This window comes from Streptomyces sp. NPDC002144 (assembly GCF_053593695.1).
The window spans coordinates 472,055-488,618 of sequence record NZ_JBSFDB010000002.1 but is presented as its reverse complement, the minus strand read 5'-3'; the positions used below and the strand labels follow the sequence as shown (position 1 = coordinate 488,618).

General features: G+C 71.0%; 15 protein-coding genes. 5 read left to right on the top strand and 10 right to left on the bottom strand.

All coding sequences use genetic code 11. The features are described from left to right. The first annotated feature begins 158 nt into the window (after positions 1-158). On the top strand, positions 159-971 hold the full coding sequence (locus ACWCQ1_RS04740; RefSeq protein WP_451025851.1) for an SAM-dependent methyltransferase: 813 nt from the start codon (positions 159-161) through the stop codon (positions 969-971). A 13-nt stretch (positions 972-984) separates the two neighbouring features. On the opposite strand, the gene ACWCQ1_RS04735 is transcribed toward ACWCQ1_RS04740, so the two are convergent. After that, on the bottom strand, positions 985-2,031 hold the full coding sequence (locus tag ACWCQ1_RS04735) for a LacI family DNA-binding transcriptional regulator (RefSeq protein ID WP_358599854.1): 1,047 nt from the start codon (positions 2,029-2,031) through the stop codon (positions 985-987). A 193-nt stretch (positions 2,032-2,224) separates the two neighbouring features. Here ACWCQ1_RS04735 and ACWCQ1_RS04730 point away from each other — a divergent pair, with 193 nt between their 5' ends. Next, positions 2,225-3,280, top strand: a complete 1,056-nt coding sequence (locus tag ACWCQ1_RS04730) for a glycoside hydrolase family 5 protein (RefSeq protein WP_358599857.1) — start codon at positions 2,225-2,227, stop codon at positions 3,278-3,280. Between the two features lie 139 nt (positions 3,281-3,419). Here ACWCQ1_RS04730 and ACWCQ1_RS04725 read toward each other — a convergent pair whose 3' ends face one another. Both ACWCQ1_RS04725 and ACWCQ1_RS04720 read right to left on the bottom strand, forming a co-directional pair. After that, positions 3,420-4,091 carry a LuxR C-terminal-related transcriptional regulator gene (locus ACWCQ1_RS04725; RefSeq protein WP_133045111.1) on the bottom strand — a complete coding sequence of 224 codons (672 nt, stop codon included), beginning with the start codon at positions 4,089-4,091 and terminating at the stop codon, positions 3,420-3,422. Between the two features lie 103 nt (positions 4,092-4,194). Then, positions 4,195-6,012, bottom strand: a complete 1,818-nt coding sequence (locus ACWCQ1_RS04720) for a protein kinase domain-containing protein (protein ID WP_451025850.1) — start codon at positions 6,010-6,012, stop codon at positions 4,195-4,197. 266 nt (positions 6,013-6,278) lie between these two features. Here ACWCQ1_RS04720 and ACWCQ1_RS04715 point away from each other — a divergent pair, with 266 nt between their 5' ends. Further along, complete coding sequence (locus tag ACWCQ1_RS04715; RefSeq protein WP_451025849.1) at positions 6,279-6,722, top strand: hypothetical protein; 444 nt, start codon at positions 6,279-6,281, stop codon at positions 6,720-6,722. A gap of 4 nt (positions 6,723-6,726) precedes the next feature. Here the strand turns inward: ACWCQ1_RS04715 and ACWCQ1_RS04710 are convergent, their stop codons facing one another. From ACWCQ1_RS04710 to ACWCQ1_RS04685, 6 genes are read right to left on the bottom strand one after another with little or no spacing between them, the layout of a single operon-like run. Then, positions 6,727-7,764: an ABC transporter ATP-binding protein gene (locus ACWCQ1_RS04710; RefSeq protein WP_451025848.1), complete on the bottom strand. Its 1,038-nt coding sequence runs from the start codon at positions 7,762-7,764 to the stop codon at positions 6,727-6,729. Beyond that, positions 7,761-8,804, bottom strand: a complete 1,044-nt coding sequence (locus ACWCQ1_RS04705; RefSeq protein WP_358599868.1) for an ABC transporter ATP-binding protein — start codon at positions 8,802-8,804, stop codon at positions 7,761-7,763. Before ACWCQ1_RS04705 ends, ACWCQ1_RS04710 begins: the two co-directional genes overlap by 4 nt. After that, complete coding sequence (locus ACWCQ1_RS04700) at positions 8,797-9,765, bottom strand: ABC transporter permease (RefSeq protein WP_451025847.1); 969 nt, start codon at positions 9,763-9,765, stop codon at positions 8,797-8,799. The genes ACWCQ1_RS04705 and ACWCQ1_RS04700 overlap by 8 nt, the downstream gene beginning before the upstream one ends. 5 nt (positions 9,766-9,770) lie before the next feature. Beyond that, positions 9,771-10,796 (bottom strand): ABC transporter permease, encoded by a 1,026-nt coding sequence (locus ACWCQ1_RS04695; RefSeq protein ID WP_451025846.1) that lies wholly within the window; start codon positions 10,794-10,796, stop codon positions 9,771-9,773. Next, positions 10,793-12,523 (bottom strand): ABC transporter substrate-binding protein, encoded by a 1,731-nt coding sequence (locus tag ACWCQ1_RS04690; protein WP_451025845.1) that lies wholly within the window; start codon positions 12,521-12,523, stop codon positions 10,793-10,795. Before ACWCQ1_RS04690 ends, ACWCQ1_RS04695 begins: the two co-directional genes overlap by 4 nt. A 32-nt stretch (positions 12,524-12,555) precedes the next feature. Further along, positions 12,556-13,452 carry a proline iminopeptidase-family hydrolase gene (locus ACWCQ1_RS04685; RefSeq protein WP_358599880.1) on the bottom strand — a complete coding sequence of 299 codons (897 nt, stop codon included), beginning with the start codon at positions 13,450-13,452 and terminating at the stop codon, positions 12,556-12,558. A gap of 308 nt (positions 13,453-13,760) precedes the next feature. On the opposite strand from ACWCQ1_RS04685, the gene ACWCQ1_RS04680 reads away from it, so the two are divergent. Further along, positions 13,761-14,459: a FadR/GntR family transcriptional regulator gene (locus tag ACWCQ1_RS04680; protein WP_451025844.1), complete on the top strand. Its 699-nt coding sequence runs from the start codon at positions 13,761-13,763 to the stop codon at positions 14,457-14,459. A 97-nt stretch (positions 14,460-14,556) separates the two neighbouring features. After that, complete coding sequence (locus ACWCQ1_RS04675) at positions 14,557-15,381, top strand: SMP-30/gluconolactonase/LRE family protein (protein ID WP_358599886.1); 825 nt, start codon at positions 14,557-14,559, stop codon at positions 15,379-15,381. A 3-nt stretch (positions 15,382-15,384) separates the two neighbouring features. Here ACWCQ1_RS04675 and ACWCQ1_RS04670 read toward each other — a convergent pair whose 3' ends face one another. After that, positions 15,385-16,557, bottom strand: a complete 1,173-nt coding sequence (locus tag ACWCQ1_RS04670; protein ID WP_451025843.1) for an acyl-CoA dehydrogenase family protein — start codon at positions 16,555-16,557, stop codon at positions 15,385-15,387. Between the last annotated feature and the right edge of the window lie 7 nt (positions 16,558-16,564).

Here is a 16,564-nt window from a genome sequence, read left to right as displayed (position 1 = left end):
GGGCGGGTATGTCATCGGTGCGGCTGCGCGGTTCGTTCCGCAGGGTCGTGCCTTTCCGGGTGGGGGGCTCCGGCCGCGCGGCAGGTCAACGGGGCGCCGTGCGTCTCGGGCAACTATATGATGGTGCGTCAAGATCCATTACGGGGAAGGATGTTGTGGTGCCCGACAGCACGGATCAAGAGCCCGGAACCGATCCCGACAAGGCCAGTGTCGCCCGGATGTACGACGCGATGCTGGGCGGCCGGCACAACTTCGCCATCGACCGCGAGGCGGTGGCCGCCTTCTCCGCCATCGACCCCCAGGTGCGCACGCTGGCCCGCGCCAACCGGGCCTTCCTCGGCCGCGCCGTGCGCTTCCTGGTCGACTCCGGGGTACGGCAGTTCATCGACCTCGGCTCCGGCATCCCCACCCAGGGCAACGTCCACGAGGTCGCCCAGGCGGCGAGCCCCGGTGCCCGCGTGGTCTACGTGGACAACGACCCCGTGGCGGTCGCCCACAGCGCCTCTCTGCTGGCCGACAACCCCGACGCGGAGATCGTCGACGCCGACATCCGCCGGCCGGCCGACGTCCTCGGCTCCCCGCAGGTGCGCAAGCTGATCGACTTCGACCAGCCCGTGGCCGTCCTCATGGTGACGATCCTCCACTTCATCACGGCCGAGGAGAACCCGGCCGGGATCACCGCCGCCTTCCGGGACGCGCTGCCCGAGGGCAGCTGGCTGGCGCTGTCCCACGCGACGAACCAGGACCGTCCGGACACGGCCGACGCGGTGGGCCGGCTGTACCGGTCCCGGGCCACCTCGCCGGTGACCGCCCGCTCCCACGACGAGATCCTCGGCCTGTTCTCCGGCTTCGACCTGGTGGAACCGGGCCTGGTCCACGTCCCTCTGTGGCGACCGGACCCCGCCGACGAGCTCCCGGACAACCCGTCGGAGTACTGGGTGTACGCGGGAGTGGGCCGCAAGCGGCCGTAGCCACGGGAGTGCGTCAGCCGGGGGGCGGTGCCGTGCTCCGTCTGACCACCAGGCTCGTGGGGACCAGGTCCGTGCCCGGCCGGGCGCCGCCCCGGGCCCGGATCTGGTCCAGCGCCCCCTGCACACAGCGCCGGCCCACCTCCGCGAAGTCCTGGTGGACGGTGGTCAGGGGCGGGACGAAGAACGCGGCGTCCGGGATGTCGTCGAAGCCCACGACGCTGATGTCCTCGGGGACTCGGACGCCGAGTTCATGGAAGGCGCGCAGCAGGCCCAGGGCCATCTGGTCGTTGGAGGCGAACACGGCCGTGCAGTCCGGTTGCCGGGCGAGCTCCTGTCCGGCGGCGTAGCCCGACTCCGACGACCAGTCCCCGTGCAGCGGCGGCGGGACGGGGCACCCCGCCTCCTCGAGTACCGCCCGCCAGGCCTGGGTTCGCCGCTGCCCGGCGAAGGACGTCTCGGGCCCGGTGACATGCCACACGGTGCGATGGCCGAGGTCCAGCAGATGCCGTACGGCCTTGCGGGCGCCGTCGGCCTGGTCGGTGTCGACCACGCTGTAGCGGTCGCCGGCGTCGGAGTCCACGACCACCACATGGACCCCGGGCGGGAGTTGGACCGTGCCGGTGTCCAGCAGATGGATCTCCATGATGACGATGACGGCGTCCACGGCCAGCTCGCCCATCCGCGTGAAGGCGCCCAGTACGTTGTCCTGGGTCGGCACGTCGATGGGGATCAGGGTGATCGCGTACCCCTCGGCCGCGGCCTGCGTGGCGATCGCCTCCACCGTACGGCTGTTGCCGGTCGAGGACAGGCTGAACAGGATCACGCCGATGGTGTTGAACCGGCCGTACCGCAGGGCGCGGGCCGCGCTGTTGGGCCGGTAACCGAGCTCCCGCATCGCGGCCAGGACCTGCTCGCGGGTCGAACTGATCACCCCGGGATGGCCGTTGGACACCCGGGAGACCGTCTGCGAGGAGACGCCCGCCAGTTTGGCGACGTCGGCCATCGAGACACGCTGTTTGCGGCGCCCGCCGGGCACGCCGGAGCCGCCCCGTTCCACCATGGTGTGCCTCCCTCGACCCGATTCCCTGACCCGATGCGTGGTGCACCGGATGTTACGCGTGGGAAACCTTGACGGCCGCTGAGGCGGATGTCACGATTCCGGCGCCGCCGAGTTTACGTAAACATCCGTCACACGAACCAGATGTTTACGTAAACATGCGGAGCGCCGAGCCACCTCTCGAAAGGGCACGTCGATGCGCAAGACCCCCACCGGAAACCGCCTCGCCTTCCGTCTGCGCGCCACCGGCGCGGCCGTCGCGATCGCCGCGGTCAGCGGCGCGATGCTGGCCGGCAGCCCCGCCTCCGCCGCGGCGCCGACCGGTACGAGCCAGTTCCGGGGCGTCAACTGGGCCGACCCCCGCGACAACTTCGCCGACGACTACCTGCAGCTCTCCGGCCTGTCGACCTCGGACAACTACGCTCAGACGTACGCCAAGTCGAGCCGGATCATCTCGGCCTTCCGCGCCAACCTCGGCGCCAACACCGTCCGCCTGCCGATCAACCCGTACACGGTCAACGGCGCCTACTGGAAGTCGTACCGCGCGGTCATCGACGCCGCCTCCGACCGCGGCTTCAAGGTGATCGTGTCCTACTGGGAGGGCACGGGCGACAAGCGGGACGGCTTCATCGACGACGAGGCCACCTTCTGGCCCATGTGGGACACCGTGGTCAAGGCGTACCAGCACGACCCGCGCGTCTACTTCGAGCCGATGAACGAGCCGCACGGCTACACCGACGCCCAATGGGCCGACATCGCCGCGAAGTGGCTGGCGACCTACCCGTCCGTGCCGCGCAACCGCGTCTTCGTCAGCGGCGCCGGCTACAACGACCACGTCACCACGGTCTGCGCCGACCCGCGGCTGAAGGGCACCTACCTCTCCCTGCACCACTACGGCTTCTGGAAGAGCTACGCCACCTACGACCAGTGGGTGGCCGACCTCAAGGAGCGCCTCGGTGACTGCGCGAGCCGCACGGTCGCGGACGAGTTCGGCGCCGAGATGACGACGGGCCTGAACTACAACGTGCCGACGCCGTCGAGCAACCCGATCAACTTCATCCAGGCCGACACCGACACCTTCCGCAAGCTCGGCATGGGTTCGGTGTACTGGCCCGGTCTGCGCACCGACGACATCTACTCGATGCAGAAGCTGACCGGCACCACCGACCGGCCCTGGCTGGAGACGACGAACCAGTCCGGCGCCGACCGGCTGGCCTGGGGCTGGGGCCGCGGCAAACCCGTCAAGTCCTGACCGACTCCTCGCCACGACAGCCACCTGCGCCGGCTGTCGTGGCGAGGTCGCTCGGGGCGGGCATGGGAGTGGGGGTGGCCTGTGCGGATGGGGGTCGCCCCGGTGCTCCGACCCGCTGTGTGAGGACCGTCGGCGTTCCTCAGGCCGCCGGCTGTACCAGCCCGGACTCGTAGGCGAAGACGACCGCCTGCACCCGGGCCCGGGCGCCGATCTTGGCGAGGATGTGGCTGACGTGCGACTTGACGGTGGTCGGCGCGATGCACAGCCGCTCGCCGATCTCGGCGTTGGACCAGCCGGAGGCCACCGCGGTGAGGATGTCGCGCTCGCGCTCGGTCAGCGCGTGCAGCTCCGTCTCCCGGGTGAGCCGGCGGACGGGCTGCTGCTGCCGGACCGTGTCGATGAGGGCCCGGGTCAGGCCGGGGGTGATGACGGCGTCGCCGGCGGCCACCACCCGTACGGCGGCGGCCAGTTCCTCGGGCGTCGCGTCCTGCAGGAGGAAGCCCCCCGCCCCGGCGCGCAGGGTGGCGTAGGAATGCGTCTCGCAGCCGGCCGGGATGAGGACCAGGACGCGCGGCCGGCGTTCGCCGGGCAGGGTCCGCCGGGTGATGCCGCGGATGGCGTCGAGACCGTCCGCGTCGTCGACCCGGCTGCCCATGACCACGACGTCCGGCTGGAGTTCGGTGCTCATACGGGCCGCGTCGAGCGGGTTCGCCGTCTCGCCGACGACGGTGAGATCGGGCTCGGCCGCGAGGAGCATCCGGAGGCCGAGGCGCTGCAGGGTCTGGTCATGGACGACGAGTACGGAGGTCATGGCGTGCTCTCCTCTGAACGAAACGGTTTCGTTCACGTGGGAGTCAGCATAGTCCCGTCCTTATCGATACGGCTACGTCTCGATTGTGGTTTGGATCACGCGGTCAGTCGGTTTCGCGCAGGGCGTTCCACGTGTCGTGGGCCACCACGCCGTCGACGGAGAGTCCCTTGTCGCTCTGGAAGCGCTCGACGGCGGCCTCGGTGTCGGCGCCGAACTCGCCGTCCACGCCGGAACTCCCGATGTCGTAACCGCGCTTGGTCAGCATGCACTGCACCTGCAGGACCTTCTTCCCGCTGTCGCCCTCACTGGTGCGGCCGTTGCCGTTGTAGTACGTGCAGTCGGAGTTCCAGGGCGCGCTCGCCGGCTCGGAGGTTCCGCTCGCGGGTTCGGAGGTGGCGCCGCCCGCCGTCGGTGCGGGGGCGGAGGCGGAGGGCGCCGAGGAGGAGCCGCCCGGATGGGCGCCGGCCGTGGTCGAGGCGCCGGACGGGGTGGGGGATTCGGCGCTCCTGTCCGCCCCGCCGTCCACGCTCTTGCCGGACGCGGCCCGCGCGTCCGCCGCTCTGGACGCCGAGGCGACGGCACCGCCGGGCAGGGTGCCGTCCAGTGTCGTACCGGCCCCGGGCGGGGCCGCGGACGCGGAATGGTTCTGGTCGCGGTCGAGGGCGAGGACGCCCGCGGCCGCCACGCACAGCACGACACCGGCGGCGACGGCCAGCAGCGGCTTGCGCACGGCCCTGGAGCGGGCCTTGCGCGGAGCGGCCGGCTTCTCCGGAGACCCGGGCCGGGGAGGGGCTGTCTGCTCCGCGATGGGACCGCGCCGGGGAGGGGCTGTCTGCTCCGCGCCGGGCAGAGGCGTGTGCGCGGGCGGGGCCGGCTGCCCCGCGACGGGCCCGGGCGTGGGAGGAGCGGGTTCGTCCGCCGGCGGGCGGTCGTCCGACGTGCGTAAACGGGACGCCCTGTCGAGGGGGAGGCGGCCCAGTACCTCGTACGCCCGCTGCCGGGCGAGCACTCTGCCGGCCAACGGCTCGGGCCAGCCGGTCACTTCCACGTGGGGCGCGGCCGCGTCGCTCAGCTCGCGTGGAGTGGGCCGCCGCTCCGGCTCCTTGGCGAGACAGGCCGACAGCAGCGCGGCCAGTTCCGGGTCCGCCGTCGCGACCTCCCCGAGCAGCTCGGCGCTCGGCTCCTCGAAGGCGACCCGGTGCATGACGTCGACGCCGGTGCCGTCACCGAACGGGGCGTGCCCGGTGGTCGCGTACACCAGCGTCCCGGCGAGGGAGAACACGTCCGAGGCGGTGTCGCAGATGCCCGTGCGCAGGTGCTCGGGCGACATGTAGGCCGGAGTGCCCACCCGGTTGCCTGTGCCGGTGAGGGCGCTGGCGTCGACGGCCTTCGACAGGCCGAAGTCGATCACCTGGGCGCCCCTGACGGACAACAGCACATTGGACGGCTTCAGGTCCCGGTGCACGATCCCGGCCGCGGAGAGGTCGGCGAGCGCGTGCCCCAGCTCCGCCGCCAGCCTCCACACCGCGCCGGGCGCCAGGGCGCCGTCCTCGCGCACCGCGTCAGCGAGGTCCAGGCCCGGCAGGTACTCGGTGGCCATCCACAGCAGTTCGTCCTCGAAACCCGTGCCGCACAGCCGCGGGGTGCGCGGGGTGCGGACGAGGTCGTGCACCGAGGCCTCGCGCTCGAAGCGGCGCCGGAAGCCCGGATCGTCCGCGTACTCCGGCCTGATCACCTTCACCGCGACGAGTTCGGGCTCGCCTTCTTCGGTGCGGGCGAGATAGACCCGCCCCATGCCGCCGCTGCCGAGCAACGCCAGCGGAACGTACGGGCCGATGCGGCGCGGGTCGCCCCGGTGCAAGGGCGCGGCGCCGGTCTGCCGCAGCACGGTCGCCTCGTCCGCTGTCGAGTCCGGTGGCACCGGCCGGTTTTCTGACACGAGTCCCCCGAAGTGATGTTCGCCGTATGCCAGTTCGGCTGTGAAGGGAAGACGAGGCTAACGCAGTGACGGCGTGAAGACCGAGTTTCGATCACTTCTGTCACACGAGTCGCTGCGCATGGTGAACAACCGCAGGTCGTGATCCGTACCCCCGGGCGGAACACCCCGGGTACGCGGATACGGAGAACCACGTGGTACGGCAGTCACCGCAACGACGCACAGGACGCATCCCGCCCACTGCCCGTCTGATGCGCGGTGCCACCCTGGCCGGCAGCCTGGCCCTGCTGCCCCTGGCCGCGGCCTGTACCGGAGAGGGGGACGACAGGGCGCAGCGAAGCAGGACCGCGGTGACGGCCGCCCCCGAGGCCGGGGTCGTGGCGCCGGCGAAGGTGGAGGTGATCGCCGGGCTGATCGGCTGCGCCAAGCCCCGGATCCGGGTCGACGCGGAGGAGCTGCGGCAGGGCGTGTGCCACACGAAGCAGGCCGACCGTGTCATCACCACGTTCCCCGAAGAGAAGTACAAGCTGGCCTGGCTGGACGCCGCCGGCGGCTACGGCGGCAAGCACCTGGTCGGGACCCGGTGGGTGGTCAGCGCCGAGCCGGAGCTGCTGGAGGGCTTCCGCAGCAGGCTCGGCGGCGAGATCCAGGAGCTCTCCGGCTTCGGCCCGCGGGCGGAACTCACCGCCGAGTGACGCCTCAGCCGGCCAGGGGGTAGTGACAGGCGACGAGGCGGCCGGAAGCGGTGCCGGTGAGCGAGGGGCGTTCCCGGGCGCAGAGATCGCGGGCGTGGGCGCAGCGCGTGCGGAACGGGCAACCGGTCGGTTTGTTCACGGGGTTGGGGACTTCGCCGCTGAGGACGACGCGTTCCCGCCGTGACGCCTCCGCCGTGCCGGTGCCGTCGTCGATGTCCGGGACCGCCGACAGCAGCGCCTCGGTGTACGGGTGGGCGGGGGCGCCGAACAGGGCCTCGGTTGCGCCGAGTTCGACGATCTCGCCGAGGTACATCACGGCGATGCGGTCGGAGACGTGCCGGACCACACCGAGGTCGTGGGCGATGAACACGTACGTCAGACCGAACCGCTCCTGGAGGTCGGCGAAGAGGTTGAGCACCTGGGCCTGGATCGACACGTCCAGAGCGGAAACGGGCTCGTCGGCCACGATCAGCTTCGGTTCGGTGGCGAGTGCCCGCGCGATACCGATGCGTTGGCGCTGGCCGCCGGAGAATTCGTGCGGATAGCGGTCCCGGTGCGCCGACGACAGTCCCACGACGTCGAAGAGCTCCGCGACCCGGCGGCGGACCGCGGCGGCGTCGCCGTACCGGTGCACGAGCAGTGGCTCCGCCACGATGTCCCCGGCGCGGCGGCGGGGGTTGAGCGAGGCCTGCGGGTCCTGGAAGACCAGCTGCATGCCGGGACGGAGCGGACGCAGCCGCCGCGAGGAGAGGCCGGTGATGTCCTTGCCGTCGAACTCCACTCGCCCGCCGGTCAGTTCGGTGAGCCGCACCAGGCAGCGGCCCAGGGTCGACTTGCCGCAGCCCGACTCGCCGACGACGCCGAGTGTTTCCCCGGTGCGGACCTCGAGGGACACGCCGTCCACGGCCCGCAGGACCCGCCGGCGCCGGGCGAGGCCGTCCGGGCGCAGGGTGTAGTGCTTGCTGACGTCCGTGGCACGCAGCAGGACCTCACCGCCCGACGAGGGGGTCTGCCCCACCGCCACCACCTCCTGTGCCGTCACGATGCCGCCTCCGTGTCCGTGTCCTTCTCCCTCGCCGTCCTCGTCGTCAGACGCAGCGCCGCGCGGCCGCCGGACGGCAGCCAGCAGGCGTCCCGGTGCGCCGCGTCGCCGTCGCCCACGGACAGCGGTGGCCGCTCCTCGCACCGCTCGTGCCGCAGCCGGCAGCGCGGCGCGAACGCGCAGCCCTCCGGCAGGCTGCCCGGCGTGACCGGCACGCCCGCGATGGTGGGCAGCCGCCGCAGCCGTGGGCCGTCGACGCGGGGCACCGAGTCCAGCAGCCCCCAGGTGTAGGGGTGCCGGGGGCCGTGGAACACCGCCCTGCGCGGGCCCTCCTCGGCGGCCCGCCCGCCGTACATCACCAGGACCCGGTCGGCGATCTGCGAAATCACCCCCATGTCGTGGGTGATCAGGACGACGGCGGATCCGCCTTCGTTCAACTGCCGCATCAGGTCGAGGATCTGGGCCTGCACCGTGACATCGAGAGCGGTCGTCGGTTCGTCGGCGATCAGCAGGGACGGGCCGCAGGACAGCGCCATCGCGATGACCGCCCGCTGGCGCATGCCGCCGGAGAACTCGTGCGGGTAGGCGTTCACGCGCGAGGCGGCGTCGGGAATGCCGACGTCGGACAGCAGCTGGACGGCCCGGGCGTGCGCCGCACGACGGGAGACCGGTTCGTGCGCCCGGATCTGCTCGGCTATCTGCCAGCCCACGGTGTACACGGGGGTCAGCGCGGTCATCGGGTCCTGGAAGACCATGGCGATCTCCCGGCCCCGTACCGCCCGCATCTCCCTGTCGGGCAGGGTCAGCAAGTCCCGTCCCCGGAAGAGCACTTCGCCCGACACGGTCACGTTCGGGTTGGTCAGCAGCCGCAGGACGGCCAGCATCGACACGCTCTTGCCGGAGCCCGACTCGCCCACCACGCCCAGGATCTCGCCGGGTGCGACCGAGAAGGACATACCGTCCACGGCCGTCACCGTGCCCTGACGGGTGCGGAAGGAGACCCGCAGGTCGCGTACGTCCAGCAGGGGTTGGTCAGGCATGGCGGGCCCTCGGGTCGAGTCGGGCGTAGAGGATGTCGACGAGCGCGTTGGCGAGGACCACGAAGAACGCCGCGTACAGGACGGTCCCCATGATCACCGGCAGGTCCAGGTTCTGCAGGGCGTCGTAGGTGAGCTTGCCGATCCCGGGCAGGCCGAAGACGACCTCGGTCAGCAGCGCGGCGCCGCCGACGAGCGCGCCGAAGTCCAGGCCGAACAGCGACACGATCGGGATCAGGGAGCAGCGCAGGGCGTGCCGCAGCAGGATGCGCCGCTCGGACAGGCCCTTGGCGCGGGCGGTGCGCACATAGTCCTCGTTCAGCGCCGTGACGACCTCGCCGCGCAGGAGACGGGCGTAGATCCCGGCGTACAGCAGCGCCAGGGTCAGCCACGGGAAGAGCATGTGCAGCGCCCACTGGCCGGGGTCGCGGCCGATGGCGACGTATCCGGGTGGCGGCACCCAGGAGAAGACCGAGGAGTGCAACTGCTTCTGGGTGACGAGGTTGACGACCTCGCCGAGCCAGTAGGCCGGCAGGGAGACGCCGACCACACCGACGAGCATGATCAGCGGGTCGGCGGCCCTTCCGCGCAGGGTGGCCGCGGCCGTGCCCATGACGACACCGGCCACCATCCAGATCAGGGCGGCGCCGACGACCAGCGACAGGGTCACCGGGGTGGCCTGCAGGATCTGCGGGATCACCCGGGAGCCGCGGTTGACGAAGGACTCCAGGTCCCGGTCGATCAGCAGGTGGCGCATCATCAGCAGATAGCGCACGGGCATCGGCCGGTCGAGGCCGAAGGAGTGCCGCACCTGGGCGAGGGTGGCGGGGTCGGCGTTGCGGCCCGCGATGCGGGCGGCCGGGTCGACCCCCGGGGTGGCGAAGAAGATCAGGAACACCAGCACACTGATGGCGAACATCACCATCAGGGCGGAGGCGAACCGTTTGAGGGCGAAGGACAGCATGGGCGTCACACCCCTCCGCGCAGTCGCGCGCCCGGGTCGAGCGCGTCGCGGACCCCGTCGCCCAGGACGTTGAGGACCGCCGTGGTCAGGGCGATGAGCAGCCCCGGTGCGATGGTCACCGCGGGGCGTGTGTACAGCAGTCCGAGGCCGTCCTCGATGATCGTGCCCCAGCTGGCGTCGGGCGGCTGGACACCGACCGACAGGAACGACAGGGCCGACTCGGTGAGCATGGCCAGCGCGGTCATCAGCGGGACGAAGACGATCGTCGTCGGCAGGACGTTCGGCAGCACCTCCCGGCGCAGGATGCGCGGGGTCGGGGCCCCGGAACCGACGGCGGCGTGGATGAACTCCTTGTTCCGCAGCACCAGCACCTGGCCGCGCAACGGCCGGGCGATGTACGGCACATAGATCGCCGCGATGATCGTCACCGGCAGCCAGAGGCTTCCCGCGTCCAGGGTGAGCGGGCCGAGGTGCAGCCCGTTGGTGAGCAGTACCACCGACAGGCAGATGGCCAGCAGATAGACGGGGAAGGCCCAGATGACGTCCAGGACGCGGGAGATGACGGAGTCCACCACGCCGCCCGCGTAGCCGGCCACCACCCCGACGGCCGTACCCACCAGGCAGGTCAGCACGGCCGCGGTGAACCCGATGAACAGGCTGGTGCGTCCGCCGTACAGCAGGCGCGCCATGACGTCGCGGCCCTGGTTGTCGGCGCCCAGGAAGTAGTGCGCTGGGTCCCAGGTCGGCCCGATGGGCGTGACACCGAGGCCGAGGCCGGTGCTGCTGGGGGTGAGCACCGGCACCGTCCTCCCGCCCACGACGGTCGTGCCGGAGACATGGGACTGGAAGGGGTCGGTGTGCGCGATGTGCGCCGCGTACAGCGGCGCGCACAGGCTCGCCGTGACGACGATCAGCAGGACGACGGCCGCGGCCACTGCCGACCTGTTGCGCGACAGGTCGGCGGCGGCCGTCCGCCAGGGGCCCGGCGAGCGCCGGGCCTCGGCGGTGGACGAGGGCTGGGTGGCGGTCACTTGACCCACGTCTGCCCGACGAGCATGTAGAACTGCTTGCTGAACCGGTAGTCGCCGAGCCGCTTCGACGTGAAGTCGATGATCTTCGGGTTGATCAGCGGGACGGCCGGCGACTGGGCCATGACGTCCTGGTCGATCGCGCCCCACTGCCGGTTCGCGCCCTGCTCGTCGGTCTGCGCGGTCCTGATCGCGGTCTGCATCTTCGCGTCGACGCTCTTGTCGCAGAAACCGGAGATGTTGATGCTGGAGTCGCTGCCCGGGTGGAACGAGGCGCAGGAGAACAGCACGTTGAGGAAGTCCGAGGCCGCCGGATAGTCCTGGTACCAGGAGGTCAGCGCCAGCTGGACCTTGTTCTTGGTGTTCTGGATGTAGGTGAACTGGATGTTCGCCGACAGCGGTTTGAGGGTGGCCTTGTAGCCGAGCTGCGTCAGCAGGCTCTGCAGGTACTGTCCGATCGATTTGTTGACGTCGTCGTCCTGGACGACGATGCCGACCTGCTGTCCCGCGGTGCCGGACTGCTTCACCAGGGCCTTGGCCCTGGCCAGGTCCGGCGCTTTCCAGGTCGTACCGCCGCCCTTGGTGTAGTCGCACGAGTCGACGTGACCGGGGAAGCCGGGCGGCAGGATCGTGCACGCGGGGGAGGCGAGGTTGGTGCCGCCGTACAGCCGCACCACGGCGGAGCGGTCGACGGCCCAGTTGATCGCCTCGCGGGCCAGTTTGTTGTTGAACGGCGCCGAGTTCACGTTCAGGGTGGCGTACCAGAACGCCGTCAGCGGGTTCACGTGTGCCTGGGAGGCGTACTTGGTGCCGATCTCGTTGAGCCGGTCGGCGGGAGGTGCGTCGAACATCCAGTCCGCCTGGCCGTTCTCCACGGCCGTGACCTCCGACTCCACGGTCTGCCCGAAGGTGTAGTCGATGACGTCCGGGTAGCCCTGCGGCTCGGCGTCGCGCGACCACTCCTTGAAGTGCGGGTTGCGCACGAGCTTCAGCTCGCGGTTGGGGTCGTACGAGGCCGCCGTGTACGGGCCGGTCGACGGCAGCGGCTTGGTCCCGGCGTCCTTCGCGGGGGAGTCCTTGGGCAGGATGCTGGCGTGCGGGACGGCCAGCTTGTACGGGAACTCCGGGTCCGCGGCGGTGAGGTTGATGGTGACCGTGTTCGTCTTCGCGTCGCCGATCACCCCCTTGGGCAGCGTGCAGCCGGCCGGTTTCTTCAGACAGGCGTCGGCGCCGACGATGCCGTTGTAGAAGGTGCCGGCGGTGGGGCTGGAGACCTTGAAGATGCGCTCGAAGGAGGCCACCACGTCGTCGGTGGTCAGCGCCTTGCCGTTGGAGAAGGTGACGCCCTTGCGCAGCGTGAAGGTGTAGGTCTTGCCGCCGTTGGTGACCTTCGGCATCGCCGTGGCGAGATCCGGGACGACCGTGAAGGACTCCTGGCCGCCGACCTTCTTGAAGGCGAGCAGCCCGTCGTACAGCGACTGGTACAACTGCCAGTACTGAAGGGTGTAGTTGACTTGCGGATCGAAGCTGCCGGCGGCGGCGTGGGCGACCAGCTTCAGGGTGCCGCCCTTGTGCTGCGGCTGGAAGGCGGCGGAGCCGGTACCGGAGCCGGAGGACGAGCCGGTCGGGCCGGTGGAGGAGCCGCCGCCGGAGGAGGAACAGGCGGCTGCGGTCAGGGCGAGGGCGACGGCGGCTGCGGTGAGCGCGCCCCGTCTGGTGCTGCGGGACATCGCGGGGAACTCCCCTCGGGGAAGGTGGGGGATCAGTCGGTGGAGTCGAGAAAGGCGCCCACGACCCGGAGGTAGAGCTCCTCCTCCTCGACGTGCGGCATGTGGCTGGAGTGTTCGAACATGTGCCAGCGCACGTCGGGGATGCGCTCGGCGAAGGGGTGGAGGGTCTCGGGGGTCGCCTCGTCGTGACGGCCGGACACCAGCAGGGTCGGCACCTCGACGAGATGCAGACGGTCGACGACGGTCCAGTCCTTGAGCGTGCCGACGACGTGGAACTCGTTCGGCCCGTTCATCGTGTGGTAAACGGTCGGATCGGCCGCGATGTTGTCCCAGGTGGCCTGTACTTCGGGCGGGTTGGGGGTCACGCGGCACACATGGCGCTCGTTGAAGACCTGTTCGGCCGCGCGGTAGTCGGGGTGGTCGGTGGTCCCTGCCGTCTCGTGGGCGTACAGGGTGTGCTGGACCTCCGGCGGCAGTTCGGCCCGGAGCTCGGCCGCCGCCGCCAGCCACAGCTCCATGGAGGCCGGGGAGTTGGCGATGACCAGACCGCGCAGTCCGGGCGGGCGGCGCACGGCGTGTTCGGCGGCGAGCATCCCGCCCCAGGACTGGCCGAGCAGATGGTAGGCGTCGGCGATGCCCAACTTCGCGAGCAGGTTGTCGAGTTCGTCGAGGAAGAGCTGGACGGTCCAGAAGTCGGCGCCCTTGTGGGGCAGATGGGTGGACAGGCCGGTGCCCAGTTGGTCGTAGTGCACGACGGGACGGCCCTGCCGGGAGATGCCCGCGATGCTCAGGGTGTAGTTGTGACCGGCGCCGGGTCCGCCGTGCAGGACCACCAGGGGTGTCCTGCCCGGCTCGCCCGTGATCCGGTACCAGGTGGACCAGCCGTTGAAGTCGACGGTTCCGGTGCGGTTCGGTTCGGGGATCGCCACGGGGAAGCCTCCCAGACCGGCCGTAGGGAACCGGCCGCTGGCTGAAACAAGATGGGTGTGACGGATGGGTGAGATACTGATTGGGTAAATGGTCAGCGCACAAGACCTTTTAGTCGGGCCAGGCCAAGACGTAACAGCGGATTAACGTGGCCCGCGCGCGGTAACAGGAGCGGCGAACAAGGGGGCACCAGCTGACATCCGTACCAGAGCCGCCCGAACCCGGCGGCGAGTTCTCCCGCGTACTGGACCGTGTCCTGCTCGGCGGTGCGCCCTCGTCCGAGCTGCGCCCCGTACGGGTGGCCTCCGCCGTGGACGAGGTCTGCGACCGGCTGCTGACCGCGATCGCCGTCGGCGACTTCCTGCCCGGTGAACGGCTCCCCGTGGAACGCGAGTTGATCCGGCTGCTGCGGGTCAGCCGGCCCACCGTGCGCGAGGCGGTCGCCCGTCTGCAGGCCGTCGGCGTGGTGGAGATCCGCCGCGGTCGCAACGGCGGGGCCTACGTGCGCGACAGCTGGACCGAGTCGACCGCCGCGGCCGTCCGGCACACCCTGGTACCGCGCTGGGAGGAGTTCGAGCAACTCTTCGACCTGCGGGGTCTCGTGGAGGGCATGGTGGCCGCGACCGCGGCCCGGCGTCGGCGACCCGAGGACCTCGAGCCGATGCGGGACGCCCTGAGCGCCTACCTGTCCGCCCGCACGCCCCGCGACGAGCAGACCGCGGACAGCGCCTTCCACCAGGCGGTGCGCACCGCCACCGGCAACCCGCAGATCGTCATGCTCAGCCGTGACCTGCTCGCCCGGATCAGCCTCGGCTTCCCGGTCGAACCCTGGGGCAAGGGCGAGCGCACCCGCTTCCACCAGGGCGGCGAGGACCACAAGGCGCTGTACGAGGCCATCGCGGCGGGCGAGCCCGAGCGCGCGGAGCGGATCGCGCGACGCCACTTCATGATCAGTGCCGAGATGATCCGGGACGTCCTGACCCGGGTGAAGGCCGTGGATCTGTCCTGACCCCGGATGTGTCGATCCGGCGGACTCCTCTTCGTCTGAAAAGTGAGGGGCGCCTGAAAAGTGAGGGGGCCGGCTCGATCGAAGGGATGTGACCACCATGACCGAGGTGTCCACGCTGCTCACCGGACGGGGCCTGCTGGAGTCCCCGCGCATCCACGGCGGACGGCTGTACTTCTCCGACTGGTCCGCGGGCGAGGTCGTCGCCGTGGATCCGTCCGGCCGCAGCGAGGTGGTCGCCCGGGTGGCGTCCCTGCCCCTGTGCACCGAATGGCTCCCGGACGGCCGTCTGCTGATCGTCTCGTCCGCCGAGGGGCGACTGCTGAGCCGCGAGCCCGACGGAAGCCTGGTGACGTACGCCGATCTCGGCGCCCCCGGCTGGAACGACATCGTGGTCGACGACCGCGGCAACGCGTACGTCAACCGGATCGGCTTCGACCCGATGGCCGGGGAGGCCGTCAGGCCCGGGTTCGTCCACCTGGTCACCCCCGACGGCGAGGCCCGCGAGGTCGCCGACGACCTCGCCTTCCCCAACGGCATGACGATGACGGTCGACGGCTCCACCCTGATCGTCGCGGACTCCTACCGGCATCAACTGGTCGCCTTCACCGTGGACCCGGACGGCTCACTGTCCGGGCGGCGCGTCTGGGCCGACCTCGGCGAGGGCACCCCGGACGGCATCTGCGTCGACGCGGAGAACGCCGTCTGGTACGCCGACGTACCGAACCGGTGCTGTGTGCGCGTCGATGAGGGCGGCGGCGTCCTGCGGACGGTCACCCTGGACCGGGGCGCGTTCGCCTGCGCGCTCGGAGGCCGGACGCTGTTCGTCACGGCCGCACGGTGGCAGGGCATGACCGGGGACGAGCTGGTGGCGCCCGGCAGCGGCCAGGTGCTCACGGTCCCCGTCGAGGTACCGGCGCCGTAGGACTCACAGGAACGGCGTCCCCGCGTCCAGCCCCGACAGGACCCGTCCGTACAGCTCCAGGTTGGTGGCGGGATTGACGAAGGAGTGCAGATTCAGGGCCTGCACATCGCGCACCGCCCGCTGGATCGGCACCTCCCGGCGCAGCGACGACGCGCCGGACGCGGAGGCGACGATGTCCACGGCCTCCTTGCACAGCCGGGCCACATAGCCGCTCTGCGCCCGGATCCTGGCCCGCTCCGCCACGCCGAACGGCTCGCCCGCCTCGATGCGGGCGAGGAAGTCGCCCGTCAGCGATTCGGCGCAGGAGAGCTTCATCGCCGCCTCGGCCGCCTGCAGATGCGTGACCGCCGCCTCGCTCTGCCGCTGGTGGAAGGTGTACGTGATGCCCCGCCGGTGGATCCGCTCGGTGAACCCCTCCAGCGCCGCCCGCGCCAGACCGAGGGCGGCCGGCGCCGTCCAGGCGCAGAACATCAGCAGCACCGGAGTCCGGTAGAAGGGGTCGTCGGCGTTGGTCTTGGAGGGGAGCTCACCCGCCAGCATCGGTCCGACGGGCAGCACCCGGTGGGCCGGGACGAACACGTCACGGGCCACGACGCTGTCGCTGCCACTGCCCGCCAGCCCCGAGACGAACCAGTCGTCGAGGATCTCCAGCTCGGCCATGGGCACGGCGGTCCACAGCACCTCGGGCGGTCCGTCGGCGGTCTCCACCCGCGCCGTCAGCAGATGCCAGTCGGCGTGCCGGCAGCCGGTCGCGAACCCCGAGGTCCCGTTGACGACATAGCCGCCGTCGGTGGCCACCGCCACCGCGTCCGGGACGAGGGTGCCGCCGACCCGTACATCGGGACCGGTGAAGATCTCCTCCTGCGCCTCGTCGGGAAAGAGCGCCGCGATGAACGCGCAGCCCGCCTGGATCAGCGCCGCGAACGCGGTGGATCCGCAGGCCGCGGCGATTTCGGCCAAGGTGTCGACCTGGGTGCGCGGCCGGGTCTGGTAACCGCCGTGGCGCCGGGGAACGTTCATCCGGTAGACCCCGGCGTCCGTCAGGGCGGCCACGACCTCGTCCGGCACCCTGCGCTCCAGCTCCGTGCGCAGTGCCTGCTCTTCGATGAAGGGGCGGAGCGCGCGGACGCGCTCGACGATGCCGGTGTCGGTGCGGGGCGCTGACGAGGGAGCCATGGCGGAC

Excerpts from the sequence above, each read along its gene's own strand:
- ACWCQ1_RS04730 (WP_358599857.1), top strand. The coding sequence starts at position 2,225 with ATGCGCAAGACCCCCACCGGAAACCGCCTCGCCTTCCGTCTGCGCGCC.
- ACWCQ1_RS04670 (WP_451025843.1), bottom strand. The coding sequence starts at position 16,557 with ATGGCTCCCTCGTCAGCGCCCCGCACCGACACCGGCATCGTCGAGCGC.
- ACWCQ1_RS04715 (WP_451025849.1), top strand. The coding sequence starts at position 6,279 with ATGCGCGGTGCCACCCTGGCCGGCAGCCTGGCCCTGCTGCCCCTGGCC.
- ACWCQ1_RS04725 (WP_133045111.1), bottom strand. The coding sequence starts at position 4,091 with ATGACCTCCGTACTCGTCGTCCATGACCAGACCCTGCAGCGCCTCGGC.
- ACWCQ1_RS04700 (WP_451025847.1), bottom strand. The coding sequence starts at position 9,765 with ATGCTGTCCTTCGCCCTCAAACGGTTCGCCTCCGCCCTGATGGTGATG.
- ACWCQ1_RS04735 (WP_358599854.1), bottom strand. The coding sequence starts at position 2,031 with ATGGTGGAACGGGGCGGCTCCGGCGTGCCCGGCGGGCGCCGCAAACAG.
- ACWCQ1_RS04675 (WP_358599886.1), top strand. The coding sequence starts at position 14,557 with ATGACCGAGGTGTCCACGCTGCTCACCGGACGGGGCCTGCTGGAGTCC.
- ACWCQ1_RS04690 (WP_451025845.1), bottom strand. The coding sequence starts at position 12,523 with ATGTCCCGCAGCACCAGACGGGGCGCGCTCACCGCAGCCGCCGTCGCC.
- ACWCQ1_RS04705 (WP_358599868.1), bottom strand. The coding sequence starts at position 8,804 with ATGCCTGACCAACCCCTGCTGGACGTACGCGACCTGCGGGTCTCCTTC.